Genomic DNA, 17,432 nt, shown 5'->3' with positions numbered 1-17,432 from the left:
CACTTTCATGGGAAATATTGCACAGCCGTTGTCAACTTATGTCGTCGCGATTGGCGCTTCTGCCGGCGGCTTAGAAGCTATCCACAACTTCTTTGATCGCATTCCGTCGGATATAGATGTGGCTTATGTATTGATTCAACACCTCTCTTCAGATTACAAAAGTTTATTGGTCGAATTAGTGTCGAAGCATACACACATGAAAGTGGTCGAGGCCACCGAAGGCCAATTGGTCGAGCCAGCGTACGTTTATGTGATTCCTAACGATAAGTTGATCAGTATAAAAGATGGCCGACTTCATTTGGAGAAAAAAGGAGAAAAAGTACCCAATAATGCGATCGATAATTTTTTCCTTAGCCTCGCAAAAGACAAACAAGAGCGTGCGATTGCCATTGTTCTTTCGGGAACGGGCCATGACGGCACAAAAGGGATAGAGGCGATTAAAGAGCAGGGCGGATTGGTGATTGCGCAGCAGCCTGATACCGCAAAGTTTAACAGTATGCCTGTCAATGCTATTGCATCTGGTGCCGTAGATTTTGTAGTTCCCACCTCCGAAATGTACGATAAGATTGCAAACCATATCAATTCTGCGCCTATTCGCGAAGTAGAAAATGGCGGTATTGATGAGCAATATCTGGATAAGATTTTTGACCTGATATACGAGCAGACTGGACACGACTTCTCGTTATATAAAACACCTACGATCTTTCGACGTATTGGTCGCCGGATGAAGGAGCTCAACATCGAATTGACAAATGAATACGTCGACTATTTATTAGAAAATAAACAGGAAATATCTTTATTAAGTAAAGACTTCTTAATCGGTGTTACCCAATTCTTTCGCGATGAGGCCGCTTTTCGGATCGTGAAAAATAAGGTGATTCCCGAAATCATTGCCCGAAAAGACGATGGGGATGCCTTAAAAGTATGGGTGTGCGCTTGTAGTACAGGTGAAGAGGTGTATTCGATCGCCATCCTGATCGATCAATATTTGCAAACGATCGACAAGCATATCGAAGTCAAAATATTTGCCTCTGATATCGATGATGCCAGCCTAGAAATCGCTTCTAAAAATAATTACCCAGAGTCGTTTGTAAAATTTATTCCCGATCATATTCTGGAAGAGTATTTCATACGTGATGGTAAGCGTATCTCTGTCGTTCCTCACATACGCAAGCAGGTGGTATTTGCGAAGCATAATGTCATTAAAAGCCCGCCTTTTATCAAAAATGATTTGATCTGCTGTCGCAATATGCTTATTTATATGAATAACATCTTGCAACAGAAGATATTAACCACCTTTCATTATTCTTTAAATAATGCAGGGTTTCTCTTCCTCGGGCCTAGCGAAACGATCGCGCCAATACGGGATGGTGTTACCGAGATCAGTAGCAAGTGGAAGATATATCGCAAAAGCGGGGTGATTCCGCGACCAAATGAATTTGCCAATGGCGGCCGCATCGATCTCACGGGTCGGTTCGCGATGCAGCTTAGACAAAAGGTGAAAGTATCTGCCGAGGAACAATTGCAACGATTTCTAGTCTCCCAATATGGTTATGTAGGCGTATTTATTGATCGCAACTTTGAAGTGCGGGATACGGTGGGAGATTACCGGCGATTTTTGTCGCTGCCAGATAAGAAATTTGAAGTCAACTTATTAAAGATGGTTTCTAGGGAATTATCTTTTATGTTGAGTAACACGGTTCGATCCGTCTGGAAGGAAAATAAACCGGAATCGTTGAAACGTGTTCGAGTACGCAAAGGCAAAGAAGAAGTATTCGTCAATATAGATGTCAGTCCGCCCAGTGATGAGGTAACACAACCTTATACCTTGGTGGTTTTCAAAGAAATTGAGGCAGAAGTAGCTGCACCGCAGTACATGGTGCCGATAGACGCTAGTGAACAGCAAACTGGCTATTTGGCTGAGCTAGAAAATGAGCTTAATGAAACTAGGAGCAATTTGCAGATCGCGATGGAGGAAATGGAAACCACCAACGAAGAATTGCAATCTAGTAATGAAGAGTTGATTTCGGCCAATGAAGAATTGCAGTCTGGTAATGAAGAATTGCAATCTTTGAACGAGGAATTACATACGCTAAATGCAGAGCATCAGCAAAAAATAACGGAACTTATTGAGCTCAATGATGACCTCAACAATTATTTCAAAAGTGTCGATATCGGCCAGATCTTTCTAGGTAAAAACGGACAAATCCGCAAGTTCAATCCGGCGGCCGTCGAGATGGTCAATCTAATAGAAGCCGATATCGGTCGGCCAATAAGTCATATTTCTAATAATATAAAGTACGATCAGTTCCTTCAAGATATACAAGACGCGCTTGCTCATTCGGATTATGTGACGGAGAAAGAGATTGCGCTCAGTAACGATAGAATGTGCTTGATGCGCATCTTGCCGTACACACGTGTAGACGGTAAGAAAGACGGTATCGTGATTACCTTCATCGATATCACGACGCTGAACGAGCAAAATAATACGATCGCTGCTGTATTTCGTGCGAGTCTCAGTGCTATCCTAGTCTTTAAACCAATCCGTTCTGGGGCAGAAAAAATCATTGATTTCGAATGTCTCGCTGCCAATAAAACAGCAATTGCCATCTCCAGTAGACCGGAAGATTCTTTATCTGGTTTGAAGCTTAAGACACAACTGTCGGATCTTACAGATAGCAACCTGATGGACAGCTTTAAAAGCATTTATGCTAATGGAGATCATTTAGAGACCGAGGTGCAGCTTAATAATGAAAACTGGTACATCGTCAGCGCATCCATGATGAGCGATCTGTTGGCCGTGACGTACACCGATGTGACCGAACGTAAGAAGAATGAACAAAGTCTGAAAAAGAACTTTAATGAATTAGTGCATACGCGTGAGTCATTGAAGGAACTAAACAATCAATTGGAGCATCGCGTTAGAGAACGTACGTCTAGCTTGGCAGAGAGTGAGAACCGCTTCAATTTGGTGTCTATGGCTACCAACGATATTATCTGGGATTGGGATTTGGTGAATAATGTTATTTGGCGCAATCACAACTTAGAAAGCATGTTTGGTTTTGAGCGCAACGCGCATACAGATAGCACGGGCTTCTGGTATGAGCAGATTCATCCGGATGATCGGCAGCGCGTACAGCAAAGTGTTCATAAATCCATTAATGAACAAGAAGAGAATTGGTCTGCCGAATATCGGTTTGCCAAAGCAGATGGGAATTACGTCGAAGTGTTAGATCGGGGCAGTATACAATTGGACTCCAATGGTGTACCTTATCGTATGGTCGGCTCTGTGATCGATGTTACGCGCGTAAAAGAAGCAGAGCATGATAAGCAAGAGCTACAAAGCTATGTGCTGCGGCAGCAAAAAGAATTTTATGAACTTTTTGCTCACGTTCCGGCATTGATTTCCATTCGTCGCGGTGATAAGCTCACGTACGAATATACCAATACCGCCTTTGATCAATTTTATGAAGATGTGTCGTTTGACGGCTTAACCACGATGGATGCGCACGAAAAAGGAGTGGATACGCAACTGTATGAGGCGGATTCCAAAATTTTAAAAGAAGGGATAGCGGTATCGGGCAAAGCGCTGCCTATCAGTAAATATGATTGCGTAGGTCAAGAAATAGGGAAGGCCTATTTAGACTACCTTTTTACGCCGGTCTTCAACGAGAAAGAAGAAATTGATGGCGTGGCTTTCTTTGGTTTTGAGGTATCCGAACTGGTAAAAGCGCAACTAGCGACCAAAGATCTCATGCATCGCAAAGATGAATTTATGAGTATTGCAAGCCATGAATTGAAGACACCGCTCACCAGTCTCAAAGGGATGCTGCAAATCGCTTCACGCTACATCACGCTAGATAAACCCAAACCTACCATCGAAGAATTTGTAGGCAGAAGCTTGAAGCAAACCGATAAATTGACCTTTCTGATTAATGATTTGTTGGATGTAACCAAAATCCATGCGGGCAAGCTGCAATTGAATTACAGCGAGTTTAATATCGCCGAATTGCTAGCCGATTTGGTAAGTGGATTACAAGCAGAAGATCATTCCCTGCATATCCAAGTGCATTCGACAGAGAGTATCATCGTAAAGGCCGATCAATATCGTATTGAGCAGGTGCTGAGTAATTTCCTTTCTAATGCCATCAAGTATTCTCCAGACTCAAAAGAGGTGGAAGTGCAACTCCTGTTACAGGATGAGCACAAGGTCTATGTATCGGTTAAAGATAGTGGTATTGGGATTCCGAAAGATAAACAGAGTTATGTGTTCGACCGGTTTTTTCGTGCGGAAGAATCAAATAATTACTCCGGTTTAGGTCTAGGCCTGTTCATTTGTAAAGATATCATCGAACGCCACGGTGGCAACATCGGTCTGCAAAGTGAAGAAGGGCAAGGATCGACATTCTGGTTTACATTACCAGTTGCGTAACAATTTATAATGCAGATCCTTATCAGAGCCATCTCTCAAATGGCTCTGATAAGGAAAAAAGGGTTAATCTTGGATTACTACATCTATATAGGTTAACAATTCATTAACATTCCATTGGGAATTCATTCACAAGTTCGTCTTCCATTATCCGTTAAATTTACCCTTAACTAATACGGGATTATTAACATCAACCTAATAACCAATGAATTTGCCTATGAATTAAGTCTACACCAACTAAAACGTTTTAACATTTTACTGGAATCAAATGCTTGGCTATCGTTCAAGTATTTCTAACCAAATTAAACCAATCACATCAATAATGAATAAACTACACAATTTATTGCGTAGTCAGGGTCGAATGCACTCTAGGCTACTGGTAAGCGCGTTTCTAACGCTGCTCATGTTATTTACTACGGGTATTCACACGTTATTTGCTCAGTCGCGCAACATAAGTGGTGTGGTCAGTAGTGCTACGGATCAATCGCCTTTAGTAGGCGTAACTGTTCGCATAAAAGGAAGCAATACCGCTGCTGTAACCGATGATAATGGTAATTTCACGATTCAGGCAGCTACCAACGATGTATTGCAATTTAGCTACATCGCTTTCCAATCTCAAGAAGTGAGAGTTGGCAGCTCCTCTCGTATTCAAGTGGTATTGCGTACTGACAATCGCAGTATGGATGAGGTCGTAGTTGTAGGTTTTGGTACGGCTCGTAAGAGTGAAATCACGGCTGCATCGACAACCGTAAAAGCAGAAGATTTCCGTCAAAGTGCGGCACGTAATGCCTTAGACTTACTGCAGGGTAAAGTAGCCGGTTTGCAGGTAACTAGAAGTGGGTCCAATCCTAACACGGGCGTAAGTGTTCAGCTTCGTGGCGCTACTTCTATTTCGGGTACGAATTCACCATTGATCATTATTGATGGTATTCCTGGAGGAAATTTAGATTTATTGCAGCAGGAAGATATTGAATCCATGACCGTCTTGAAAGATGGATCAGCAGCTGCGATTTATGGTACACAGGCTAACGGTGGTGTTATCTTGGTGACGACCAAAAAAGGTGTACCAGGTAAGACAAGGTTTGATTATGCTACTTACGCTAGTAAAGACATATTGCAACGTAAGCCTGACTTTATGAATGCCGATCAATACCGTCAGAAGATTGCAGAAGGTATTATACAGCCAACACAGGACTTTGGCTCTAGTATCAACGCCGTTGATGAATTGACTAGAAGTAATAACTTTAGTCAGTATCACACCCTCGCCATGTCTGGTGGTGGTGAAAATAATAGTTTTCGCGCGAGCACTTACTTTAGAGATTTGCAGAGTATAGCTAGAGAAAATGGACGTACAGAGTATGGTATTCGTGCCAACTTTAATGGTAAAGGTTTAGATAATAAACTAACTACTCAAATTGATTTAGTCACAAATTTCAACAACGCGAATTTATTAGGTGGCGGCGGATGGGAATGGGCATACACTAGAAACCCGACATTGCCTATAAAAAATGAAAATGGCACTTGGTTCTATGACCAAACCAGTACCAATGAAGTAGCCCGTCTTCAGGAAGAACAAAGCAGGCGCCAGCAACAAACCACGACCATATCTGGTACGGTTGGTTACGAGATCATCAAGGACTTGAGATTTAATGTATTTGGATCGGTGCAACGTAACGGTTGGAATGATGGTTACTATGCAACATTAGCTTCTGAACCATCATTCAAAAATGATAGAGGATTATTAGGCTACGGTTCGCAATCTAGCGAATTACGGTTTAATTACGCTGTAGAGCCAACGATCTCATTCAATCGTATCATTAATGATGTACACTCGGTAAATGCAGTAGCTGGTTATAGTTACCGTTATGATGTCAACCAAGGATTTAATGCTAATAATAGAGGTTTTCAAAATGACATCTTCGAAGAAAATAACTTAAATGCAGGTAATGCATTGACCCAAGGTTTTGCCGGAATGGGCAGTTTTAAAAACGATAATAAGATTATCGGTTTTCTTGGTCGGGTGATCTACTCCTTCGATGGAAAGTATAGTTTCCAAGGTACGTTTCGTAGAGATGGTTCATCTCGTTTTGGGGCCAATAACAAATGGGGTAACTTCGGAGCTGTCGGAGCTGCTTGGAATATTAGTCAAGAAGATTTCATGCAAGAGGTATCTTGGGTGAACGATTTGAAGCTGCGTGCCAGCTATGGTGTGACAGGTAACCAAGATATTGGTAATTACAATTCATTAGTTACTTTAGGCACGGGTAACAATTACATCTATCCAGATAACGTATGGCGTCAGACGTATGGTCCAAATAGAAATCCGAACCCGGATTTACGTTGGGAAACAAAAACGGAATATAACGCAGGGGTTGACTTCTCCTTGTTAGAAGGACGCGTAGGTGGTGCGATTGACGTATATCGTCGTGTTACCAAAGATTTGTTAGGAAGCTACACATCACAGCAGCCATCCCTAATTCTGGATAATATCTTTACGAATGTGGGTACGATAGCTTCTAATGGTGTCGAATTAACGTTGAACTTAGTACCTGTGCGTAATGAGAATGTCACATGGTCAGTAGACATTATCGGTAGTACCAATAGAAACAAATTGACTTCATTCTCTAATGATACGTACAAGGCAGATTCGCGAACTTTCGGAAACATTGGTGGATTCGGAGCCTTAGGTGACGCCATTCGTACATTTGAAGGTTCTAGAATAGGTGATTTCTATGGAAGACGTTTTGCAGGATTCTCTGACGATGGTGATTGGCTGTTTTTCAACAGAGCAGGAGAAGCTGTACCTAACGGGCAAATTAATCCAAGTAGTTCAGATTTCGCAAATAATGATTTAGCGATTATTGGAAATGGTGTACCTAAATATCACTTTTCATTCAACTCTGTGGTTACTTACCGCAATTTCGATTTTAGAGCATTCTTCCGTGGTCGGTTTGATTACGACATCTTGAATACAATGAACTTGGCTTATGGGAATCGTGTGACATTGCCAAACAATGTTTTGAACGATACTTTCGATAGACATGGTGAACTACTGAAAGGTGGCTATGTTTATTCTGATTATTACCTAGAAAGTGGTTCACATCTTAAGTTGGACGAACTAACGCTAGGCTATACTTTCAAATTGAACAGTGAGCGTATTCGTAATTTACGCGTGTATGCTACGGGAACTAACCTTGCTTTATTTACAAAGTATTCTGGTAATGATCCAGATTACGTTAACGACACTGGTTTAGCTCCAGGGATCGATGGTAGAGGTCCTTTTCCGAACACGCGTTCATTTTTGTTTGGATTAAATATTGGATTCTAATTGCCTAAAGTCAAATTATTCTATTACTGAATTATTATGAAGAAAGAAATAAAAAAATGGATATACGGATTGGGCATGGTCGCATCATTGGGAATGATGGGAGCTTGTACTGATTTGGAAGAGACGGTCTATGATCAGCTGATTACAGACAATTATTATAACAATAAAATGGAAACGCTTTCCGCGGTGCTTCGACCGTACACGCATGCTAATGCGTGGGCTACGCCTGGACAGAATGGTTGGTGGCGTTTAAGTGAATATTCCGCGGATCAATTAGCTTGGCCACAAAAAGGCCGCCATGGTTTAGATAATGGAAACTGGATTCGTTTGCATGGCCACAGTTGGAATGCGGATGAAGGTACTGTTTACGATGCCTGGCGTTTGATGTTTTGGGGAATGGGCTTATGTACTGATCCAATTCAAAACTTGGAGAGCCGTGAGTCTGCTGCTATGGGCATAACAGAAGAAGAACGTCTAGCTTATATTGGCGAACTAAAGTTGTTCCGTGCTTTCCATTATCTAAAAATTATGGATTTGTGGGGCAATGTGCCCATTGTTACGCAAGTAGGTATTCCTATTAATCCAGCAACGGCTTCTCGTACGGAAGTATTCAATTTTATTGAGAAGGAAATCCAAGAAAACATTAATAATGTACCTGTGCTTTCTACTGCGATGACAGGTCGCGTTTCTCGTGCGGCAGGTTATGCTATGTTGGTTGAGTTGTACTTGAACGCAGAAGTCTGGACAGGTACGGCACGGTGGGATGATTGTATAGCAGCAGCGAATCAATTGATTAATGGAGCTGGCGGCGGACAAAATGGGGCGGCCTCTTTAGATGTCAATATTACGGATGCCTTCAAACCGGAGAATCATCTTTCCAAAGAAGTATTGATGTCTATTGCTTACGAGTTCCAACGTTCTAACACCCAACCGCAATGGGCTGCTGATTTCTTTTACTTCAACCAGCGTGATATAACCGGTGGCGGTCGTAACGGAAACAATGGCGCAGTAGTTATACCTGGTGTATATACTACTTTTCCAGATGCCGATTTGCGTAAAAGCGAGTGGTTATTAATAGGTGCGCAGATGAAGTTCTCTGATCCAACGCAACCTGTATTAGGGGCATCTGATGAGTACCAAGGGCGTCCGATCGTTTTTGTAGACAATATCCGTCAGAACTTAGTGGCGATTGCTAATGGCACGGATCCAAACTTGTTGCCTTCCAATATGACAACGGGTGAAGGCAATAGCGGTGTGCGTTTTAATAAATACAAATTAGGGCACTTAGCGCATCCAAGTTACAATAGTACCGATTGGAATGTGTATCGTTTGACTTGGGTCTATTTTGCAAAAGCGGAAGCTATTATGCGCAAAGCCGGTGGAGCAGCTAATCAAGAAGCGGTAGATTTAATCAATGCGTCTAAATCTCGCGCTTATGCGGAAGCAGATCGCGCAGCGAACTTGTACACACCTGCTACTTTATCGCTTACGGAGTTGTTAGCAGAGCGTGGTCGCGAATTTATTTTCGAAGGATACCGTCGTCAGGATTTAATTCGTTTTGGTGTATTTCACACCAGTACTTGGTGGGATCACCAACCTTCTGATATCAACAAGATCTTATTTCCTGTTCCAAATCGTCAGAGAATATTGAACCCTAACTTGGCACAAAATCCAGGTTATAATTAATCGCATTGTTTCTTCTTAAAATTGTGCTTAGGGCTTCCGACTTCGGAAGCCCTTTTTTTGTGCTCGAAAGTAAGACGTATAGTATTGATTTTAGTTATTTCAAATATTAATTTAGACTTATTCAAAATAAAGATATATTTGCAGACAAATTTTTTGATATGAAGCATAGTTTGTCTTTAATCGCCTTCTTATTTGCGACGCAAATACTTTTTGCACAGCAGCCGCGTGATACTCAACGAGCCCGCGATACCACCGCTACCAGAAAAGTAGAGGATGTTATTATCGACGGTTACGTGAAAAAAAACTCTTCAACCGTGAACCGTATGTCACTCAAGGCGATTGAAAATTCTCAGGTATTCTCTTCTATTGATCGTAGAGCACTGGAGAATCAGCAGATCACGACGGTGGATGATGGTTTTAGAAACGTGGTCGGATTACAAAAGATGTGGAATGCGACCAACCGTGGCGGAGATGGTGGGGCGTATGTGAATCTACGCGGTTTTGTGACCAACAATTCCTTGCGCGATGGCTATGTAGCACCAGTTACTTCGATGATGGATGCGATAAACATTGAAAGAATTGAAGTGCTAAAAGGTCCATCGGCGACCTTATTCGGTACGGGGCCGACTTCTTATGGCGGTGTGATCAATCGCGTAACCAAAAAACCATACGAAGAGATTGGCGGACAGATCGGCGTATTCGTAGGGAGTTTCAATCACTATCGGGTACAGGCCGATGTAAATAGTCCGTTAAACGATAGCAAATCGCTTTTATTCCGACTCAATACCGCGTATACCAATACCGGTACGTTTCAGATGCCCGATGCTAAGAATGAACTTTTGACTATCGCGCCAAGCCTTAGCTGGCGCGTGAACGACAGGTTAGATATCAATCTGGAGTATGAGTATTTCGAGAACAACACCGTAGCCGAACAAAATGTATTCTTTTGGTTCCCCCCTTCGCAATTAGGCTACCGCAATATGCGTGAACTGGTGGACGACACTGGCATGGATTACCGCGAGTCGTACATCGGAAAAGGATTATATAACCGTGGCCGCACCAGTAACTTATTTGCCACTGCGCATTACCGTATTTCTGATCGCATCCAATCGACCACGGCCATTAATAAAGCGTACAATCAATCCGATGGTCGCAATCCTTTCTTTTACGTGGGTAGGCAAGATTTATTTGGCAATACTGGGCCAGTAGGATTACATCAGGCAGATCAGTCTACGATCAATAGTCACCAGAACATCTTCCAAATCCAACAGAACTTCAATTTCGACGGACAGATCGGCGGCATGCGCAACAGGTTGGTGGTAGGTGGTGACTATATGCGCACCAACAACCGACAGATGTTTCTATCCGCATCCAGCATTCAATTTGTGCCATTCACGGGTGGAAATTATGCGAGCTTCAATAGAGAACTGGTAAATAGTTATTATCAGGATTTACGCGATCAAGGCACCTACGATGCGGCTACTTTTCCATTTATTAGTGACTTAGATACCTATAGCGCGTATGCCTCTAATGTGTTGACGGTTACACCAGGGTTGAACATCATGGCGGCATTGCGGTACGAAAGCAATCATTTTCTGGGTGGAAACTCCTACAATACCCCGACAGAAACCTATAAACAGTCTGGCTGGTCACCAAAATTTGGTGCAGTGTACGTAATCGTGAAAGATAAATTTTCGGTGTTTGCTAACTACCAAAATAGCTTCACCTCCAACGGTTACTTTTTTACCGATACATCAGGTGCTGTCGAATTATCAAAGCCGGAAACGGCTAATCAATGGGAGGGTGGTTTAAAGGCGGACTTATTAAAAGGGCGGATTAACGCATCGCTCAGTTACTACGACATCAACGTAAAAAACTCCTTGCAATCAACAGGCATCCCGATTCCCAATACCTTCAACTTTGTCCAAGATCAATTAGGGGTAAGAACCAGTCGTGGTGTGGAACTAGAGGTCAATGCATACTTGGTAAAAGGATTCACCGTGATTGGCGGTGTAGCGTACAACGATTCACGCATCACAGAGTCATCAGATGCGGCCATTTTAGGTCGGCGGCCAACTACCGCGGCATCACCTTGGTTAGCCAACTTTTATGCGACCTATAATTTTCTGGATGGAAAGCTGAAAGGCTTAGCTTTCGGCGTGGGTGGTAACCATGCCGGCGCGGTGCCGATTTTTAATACCGTTACGGATGAGTTTGAATTACCAAAATATACCGTATTGAATGCCAATGCGTATTATGATTACAAGCAATTTCGAATTGGCGCACGGATGGATAATCTGACCAATGAACGGTACTGGATTGGGTACAGTACGGCCAATGCGCAGCCAACACGGAATATCATTGGGAATCTGACTTATCGGTTTTAGCGCTTCACTAGACAAATTATTAAGAGAGCAAGAGAGAAATGTCATTAACAAAGAAGAAGAAAAAATCATTTTTTAAGCATTGGTTTGGCAGACTACATCTGTGGTTTGGACTTGCCGTAGGCATACCAGTGGTCATTATTTCGATCACTGGTGCTTTATATGTATTCAAGGATGAGTTAGAAAATTTTACCCGTCGGGATGTGATTTACCATCACGAACCAGATATTGCATCAAAGCAACTTATTCCCATTTCGGTATTAGCAGATCAGGTAGAGCAAGCTTGTCCCGAAGATTACCCGTTACATTGGGTGAATGTGCCCGTCGATCCGGCCATGTCTTACCAGTACTATTACTACGAACGGAATCCTGATGCATGGCATTACTTTGATGAGGTAGTGATCTACAAGCTCATTTACGTGAATCCTTATTCTGGCCAAGTCCTCCGTGTGTACGATGAGAAAATGGGTTTCTTCAATATCGTCAAGATGATCCATTTTAGCTTTCTCCTACAATCAGAATGGGGCAAGTATGTGGTGGGCATACCGGTGTGTCTATTTGTGTTTATGCTGATTTCTGGCATTGTATTGTGGTGGCCACGCAATAAAGCGGGCAGAAAACAACGCTTTCAATTCAATTGGAAAAAAACGACGAAGACCAAGCGTAAGAATTATGATTTGCACAATATTCTCGGGTTTTATGGATCTATCTTTGCCTTAATATTTTCGATCACGGGTCTTTTCTACTGTTATTTTATGATCCAAGCATTTATCTATGTTGTATTTTCTGGAGGTGAAACCGTTTATCCAGATCATTCTCATATTACGACCACGGCACCAGAGTCGGTACGGACAGATTATACCTTAGATTCGATTGCCAATCAGGTCAAACGGCTTTATCCCGAAAGTTACGGCTTTGCTTTGGATTTGGGAGATGAGCATTTGGATGATCACGTGCATCCTAACTTCGAAGTGTATGTAAAGCATCTCTCGTACTCATACCACAAGATGAGTCAGCTGATTTTTGACGAGCACTCTGGAGAACTGCTGCACGTACACGATTATAATGACAAAAATCTGGGCGAGCGTATGGTGGGAGCAAATTATGATATCCATGTGGGTTCTATTTTCAATTTACCGACGAAGATTATTGCCTTTTTGGTGAGTTTAATATGTGCCTCGCTGCCAGTAACCGGGTTTATGATCTGGTATGGTCGAAAAAACAAGCGTACTTAAGTATGAAAACGTCCCAAAAGGACGTTTTTTTTATTTTTTGTATCTTTGTACCAATGAGGAAACAGAAAATATACAATATCAACTATTGCTTATTTTATAAAATTAGAAAAACATCGCGCAACAACTCTTTGAAGATTCCCCCGTCCGCGCGGTAATTTTGCAGTTACCTATTAATTATTTCTGTTTTTTTTTGAGGTCTGATTGTGCCAACGTGCCTATCAACCTAAGGTAATATTTGGAGACTACTTGTATCCATCCAATTTATGATAGCCTAAAGGGCTACTTTCACATACATATTATGAAAAAAGAAAGATCTGTAAAAATTAAGGTCGAAGATTTAGTATTGATTTTCGGAAAGCAAAAAGATACTGCGCTGAAAATGCTAAATGAAGGCCATAGCAAGAAAGAAATAATGACCAAAACCCACTGTACAGTGGGTATCAACAAGGCAAATTTTGAGATCTACGAAGGCGAGTTCTTCGTGATCATGGGGCTATCCGGTAGCGGAAAGTCCACCTTGCTGCGTTGTTTGAATCGCTTGATCGAACCAACCGGTGGGAACATTTATGTTAACGGTAATGATATCACCCGGAAAAACCACAAGGAACTGCTCGACGTCCGTCGGACGGAGATGAGCATGGTGTTTCAAAAATTTGGATTGCTACCGCACCGCAGTATACTCGACAATGTAGCTTTTGGTCTGGAGATTCGGGGAGAAGACTTAGAGACACGCGAGAAAAAAGCTCAGCAAGCCATTGACACGGTTGGTCTGCAAGGTTTTGAAAATCAATCGCCAGCACAGCTTTCGGGAGGTATGCAGCAGCGTGTCGGTCTGGCGCGTGCGCTCACCAACGATCCGGAAGTGTTATTGATGGATGAAGCGTTCTCTGCGCTGGATCCCTTAATAAAAACGGAAATGCAGGATGAGCTGATCAGCTTACAGAATAAACTGCAGAAGACCGTGGTATTCGTGACCCACGATCTGGACGAGGCCATCAAGCTCGGCGATCGTATCGTGATCATGAAAGATGGTATTATCGAGCAGATTGGTACAGCAGAGGAAATCCTGACTAATCCGGCTACGCCGTACGTCGAAGCTTTCGTTGAAAAGGTAGATCGTAAGACGATCATTACGGCAGGCTCTCTCATGCACCAAAAACCCACCACCGTGCGCTTCGGCAAAGATGGCCCTGAGGGTACTTTACGCAAAATGCGGGCAACTGGTTTGGATGTATTACCCGTGGTGGATGATAATCAAACTTTTTTAGGATTTGTATGGGTTAATGAAGCGCTTCAATCCGCGAAGCGACAAGATGCGACCGTCGTGAATGTCATAAGGAAAGATGTGCCCACCGTTACGACAGAAGTAACGGTGGAAGAGATGTTACCATTAATCACAGCTACGCGCTCACCAATAGCCGTCACCGATAAGGACACGGGAGTTTTGCTCGGTATTGTATCCCAAAACTCCGTCGTGATCGAAGCCACGCGCTTCAACGAGCAAGAGATAACTGAATTAAAAGAAAATGCCAACCACAACTAAAACATGGAAAAAACAATAGATATAGGACAATACATCGCTGTCGCTGTCAGATGGTTGATGGCTAACCTAAGACCAGTATTTGATTTTATAAAAACATCCGGTAATGCTGGGATCGAAAGCATTGAATGGGTGTTGGTAAGCGTACCATTTTTCATCACAATCGCTTTATTTACTTTTGCGGCTTGGCGCTATGCCGGTCGTGGTGTGGCCGCATTTACCTTATGTGGACTCGGGCTAATTTACTTGATGGGATTCTGGGAAGATACGATGCAGACGCTGGCGCTGATTATTTCATCGACGATTATCGCCTTAATTATCGCAATTCCATTGGGTATTTGGTCTGCCAAAAATATGACCGCACATCGGGTGATTCGCCCCTTGCTCGATTTGATGCAAACCATGCCTGCATTTGTGTACTTAATTCCGGCCGTGTTATTTTTCAGTATCGGAAAACTTCCGGGCGCATTTGCCACCATTATATTTGCCATGCCACCTGCTGTTCGATTGACCGCTTTGGGCATTCAGCAAGTGCCGGGAGATGTGCTCGAAGCAGCACGTTCACTGGGTGCTACACAAAGGCAAATCTTATTTAAGGTAGAATTGCCTTTGGCATTGAAGACAATTTTAACGGGGGTGAATCAAACGATATTGTTATCGCTGTCTATGGTGGTGATCGCCGGGATGATTGCCGCTGGCGGGCTAGGAGAGAAGGTGCTGGAAGGAATCAATAATCTCGATATTGGTTTGGGATTTGAAAGTGGCTTATCTGTAGTCATTCTGGCTATTGTGCTGGATCGTATCACGCAAGGTTTTGGTAATAAAATTAGTGTAAAATGAGACGTATAATATATATCGTTTGCTTTTCTGTCGTGCTCTTTCTCGTATTTGGAAGTTGTGGCGGAAGGATTGGCAAACGCATCAGTATGGGCATGGTAGAAGGTTGGGCCGAGGGCAATGCCATGACGCTGGTTACTAAAGAATTTCTTTCGCAGAAAGGATATCTCGTAGTCACACACAAAGCGGCGCCAAACTTATTGTTGGCTTCGATGGATAACGGCGATACCGATGTGTTTATGAATGTATGGTTGCCCACCACGCATGGCGACAAAGTCGCTCCTTTTGATCATATCAAAAGCGCGGGAATCAACTACGAAGGCGCACGTTTAGGATTGGTCGTACCCAAATATGTGGATATTAATTCTATTGAAGAGCTAAATGCCAATAAAGAAAAATTTGGCGGTCGCATTGTCGGTATTGAGCGTGGATCTGGGATGGCTACCTACACCGATAGCGTGCTGTTGGCATATGATTTAGATTATCGACAATTAAATTCCTCGATGATTGCCATGGCTTCTGAATTGCAGAAAGCGATAGACGAGCAGCGCTGGATCGTGGTCACCGCGTGGCAACCGCATTGGCTTTTTGGCCGCTATGATGTGAAGTTTTTGGAAGATCCGAAGAAGATTTATGGAGATACCGAACATATCGAAACGTTTGTACGAGACGATTTTGAGAAAGATTATCCGGAAGTGTATCGCTATTTTCAACATGCCTTCTTTGAAGAAGATGTGCTGTCTGAATTGTTGACACGCATGGAAGCCAGCAAAAACGAAAAAGAAACTGCCCGAGAATGGGTGGAAGAAAATAGAGCGCTACTCGACAATTGGTGGAATGGTCTTAACCATTAATAGCTGAATGGTTTTTTTGAGCAAAACATGTATTATCCATGAATTATGAATGCATGGATATAGTATTCAGAAGAACAGAAAGCCGCCTGCGTGGAATTAGTTTCTTATCGCAATAATTCTAAGCGTGAATAGGATTGAATAGTTAATTTTATAATTATTCAATCCTTTAAAATCTCTAAAGTAAAAACGTATTAGACCTGTGGTAATGACAATCCAAGTAATAAACCCTTTAATAATTGAGATTTCGTTGTCGTTTCTCCGCGCAATGACGAGATGATTTGCAATTAAATATCACTCAACTTAAATGTTTCCTTCAGTCGGATGCCTTTCTCCGTTCGTTGCAGGGTGCAGCATTCGTGCTCTGGATCATGCTCTAAATAGAGAATATATTCATTATCTACAATTTCTTGCCAGTAATCTTTCCGTTCATCCATCGTTACTAATGGTCGCACATCGTAACTCATCACATATGGAATCGGAATGTGGCCCACCGACGGTAATAAATCTGCCATATACAAGATGGTTCTGCCTTTGTACTGAATTTGCGGCAGCATCATCGCTTCGGTATGTCCATTCGCATAGCGAATAGCTACCTGATCGTTGAATGATTGGCCTTCGGCCAAAAAATTAAGCTGACCAGATTCTTGAATCGGCAGGATGTTTTCCTTTAAGAAGGAAGCTTTCTCTCTCGGATTTGGATCTACAGTAGCCCATTTCCAATGTTTCTCGTTGGACCAATATTTAGCATTTTTAAATGCGGGAATCAATTGTTCATTTTTACGCTTGATAGCGCCACCACAATGATCGAAATGCAGGTGCGTGAGGATAATATCGGTAATATCGTCACGATGAAAGCCATGTTTCGTCAGCGAAGAATCCAACGTGGCATCCCCATGCAAATCATAATGGCCAAAAAACTTCGCATCCTGCTTATCACCCAATCCGGTATCGATTAATGTCAACTGATTTCCATCTTCCATCAGCAGGAGGCGCGTGGCCCAAGTACATAGATTGTGGGCATCTGGCGGATTGGTGCGCGACCACAAAGATTTGGGAACTACGCCAAACATAGCGCCGCCATCCAGTTTGAAAAATCCGGTATCGATGGTATATAAGTTCATAACAGTACGTTTATATAG

At 42.6% G+C, this 17,432-nt stretch carries 9 protein-coding genes; 8 read left to right on the top strand and 1 reads right to left on the bottom strand.

What is annotated here, in order from left to right:
* Positions 1-7 precede the first annotated feature (7 nt).
* From AC3IRT_RS11510 to AC3IRT_RS11475, 8 genes are all read left to right on the top strand, one after another.
* The gene (locus AC3IRT_RS11510) at positions 8-4,432 is read left to right on the top strand and encodes a chemotaxis protein CheB (protein WP_489393394.1); all 4,425 of its coding nucleotides are present in this window, start codon (positions 8-10) and stop codon (positions 4,430-4,432) included.
* Between the two features lie 319 nt (positions 4,433-4,751).
* Positions 4,752-7,757: a SusC/RagA family TonB-linked outer membrane protein gene (locus tag AC3IRT_RS11505; RefSeq protein WP_489393393.1), complete on the top strand. Its 3,006-nt coding sequence runs from the start codon at positions 4,752-4,754 to the stop codon at positions 7,755-7,757.
* Positions 7,758-7,793: 36 nt separating this feature from the next.
* Positions 7,794-9,443, top strand: a complete 1,650-nt coding sequence (locus tag AC3IRT_RS11500; RefSeq protein ID WP_489393392.1) for a RagB/SusD family nutrient uptake outer membrane protein — start codon at positions 7,794-7,796, stop codon at positions 9,441-9,443.
* A gap of 158 nt (positions 9,444-9,601) precedes the next feature.
* Entirely contained in the window at positions 9,602-11,830 is a 2,229-nt protein-coding gene (locus AC3IRT_RS11495; RefSeq protein ID WP_489393391.1) for a TonB-dependent siderophore receptor, read from the top strand.
* 38 nt (positions 11,831-11,868) lie between these two features.
* A complete protein-coding gene (locus AC3IRT_RS11490; protein WP_489393390.1) occupies positions 11,869-13,062 on the top strand; it encodes a PepSY-associated TM helix domain-containing protein in 1,194 nt (397 codons plus the stop codon).
* A gap of 298 nt (positions 13,063-13,360) precedes the next feature.
* Positions 13,361-14,605 (top strand): quaternary amine ABC transporter ATP-binding protein, encoded by a 1,245-nt coding sequence (locus AC3IRT_RS11485; protein ID WP_489393389.1) that lies wholly within the window; start codon positions 13,361-13,363, stop codon positions 14,603-14,605.
* A 3-nt stretch (positions 14,606-14,608) separates the two neighbouring features.
* Positions 14,609-15,442 carry an ABC transporter permease gene (locus AC3IRT_RS11480; RefSeq protein ID WP_489393388.1) on the top strand — a complete coding sequence of 278 codons (834 nt, stop codon included), beginning with the start codon at positions 14,609-14,611 and terminating at the stop codon, positions 15,440-15,442.
* Positions 15,439-16,293, top strand: a complete 855-nt coding sequence (locus AC3IRT_RS11475) for a glycine betaine ABC transporter substrate-binding protein (protein ID WP_489393387.1) — start codon at positions 15,439-15,441, stop codon at positions 16,291-16,293. The genes AC3IRT_RS11480 and AC3IRT_RS11475 overlap by 4 nt, the downstream gene beginning before the upstream one ends.
* Before the next feature lie 284 nt (positions 16,294-16,577).
* Here AC3IRT_RS11475 and AC3IRT_RS11470 read toward each other — a convergent pair whose 3' ends face one another.
* Entirely contained in the window at positions 16,578-17,414 is an 837-nt protein-coding gene (locus AC3IRT_RS11470; RefSeq protein ID WP_489393386.1) for an MBL fold metallo-hydrolase, read from the bottom strand.
* Between the last annotated feature and the right edge of the window lie 18 nt (positions 17,415-17,432).

It is taken from the genome of Sphingobacterium sp. KH_072 (genome assembly GCF_057837975.1).
The sequence above is the reverse complement of the archived record's forward strand: the minus strand, read 5'-3'. Positions and strand labels throughout refer to the sequence as shown.

Excerpts from the sequence above, each read along its gene's own strand:
- AC3IRT_RS11475 (WP_489393387.1), top strand. The coding sequence starts at position 15,439 with ATGAGACGTATAATATATATCGTTTGCTTTTCTGTCGTGCTCTTTCTC.
- AC3IRT_RS11490 (WP_489393390.1), top strand. The coding sequence starts at position 11,869 with ATGTCATTAACAAAGAAGAAGAAAAAATCATTTTTTAAGCATTGGTTT.
- AC3IRT_RS11480 (WP_489393388.1), top strand. The coding sequence starts at position 14,609 with ATGGAAAAAACAATAGATATAGGACAATACATCGCTGTCGCTGTCAGA.
- AC3IRT_RS11485 (WP_489393389.1), top strand. The coding sequence starts at position 13,361 with ATGAAAAAAGAAAGATCTGTAAAAATTAAGGTCGAAGATTTAGTATTG.
- AC3IRT_RS11505 (WP_489393393.1), top strand. The coding sequence starts at position 4,752 with ATGAATAAACTACACAATTTATTGCGTAGTCAGGGTCGAATGCACTCT.
- AC3IRT_RS11510 (WP_489393394.1), top strand. The coding sequence starts at position 8 with ATGGGAAATATTGCACAGCCGTTGTCAACTTATGTCGTCGCGATTGGC.
- AC3IRT_RS11495 (WP_489393391.1), top strand. The coding sequence starts at position 9,602 with ATGAAGCATAGTTTGTCTTTAATCGCCTTCTTATTTGCGACGCAAATA.
- AC3IRT_RS11470 (WP_489393386.1), bottom strand. The coding sequence starts at position 17,414 with ATGAACTTATATACCATCGATACCGGATTTTTCAAACTGGATGGCGGC.
- AC3IRT_RS11500 (WP_489393392.1), top strand. The coding sequence starts at position 7,794 with ATGAAGAAAGAAATAAAAAAATGGATATACGGATTGGGCATGGTCGCA.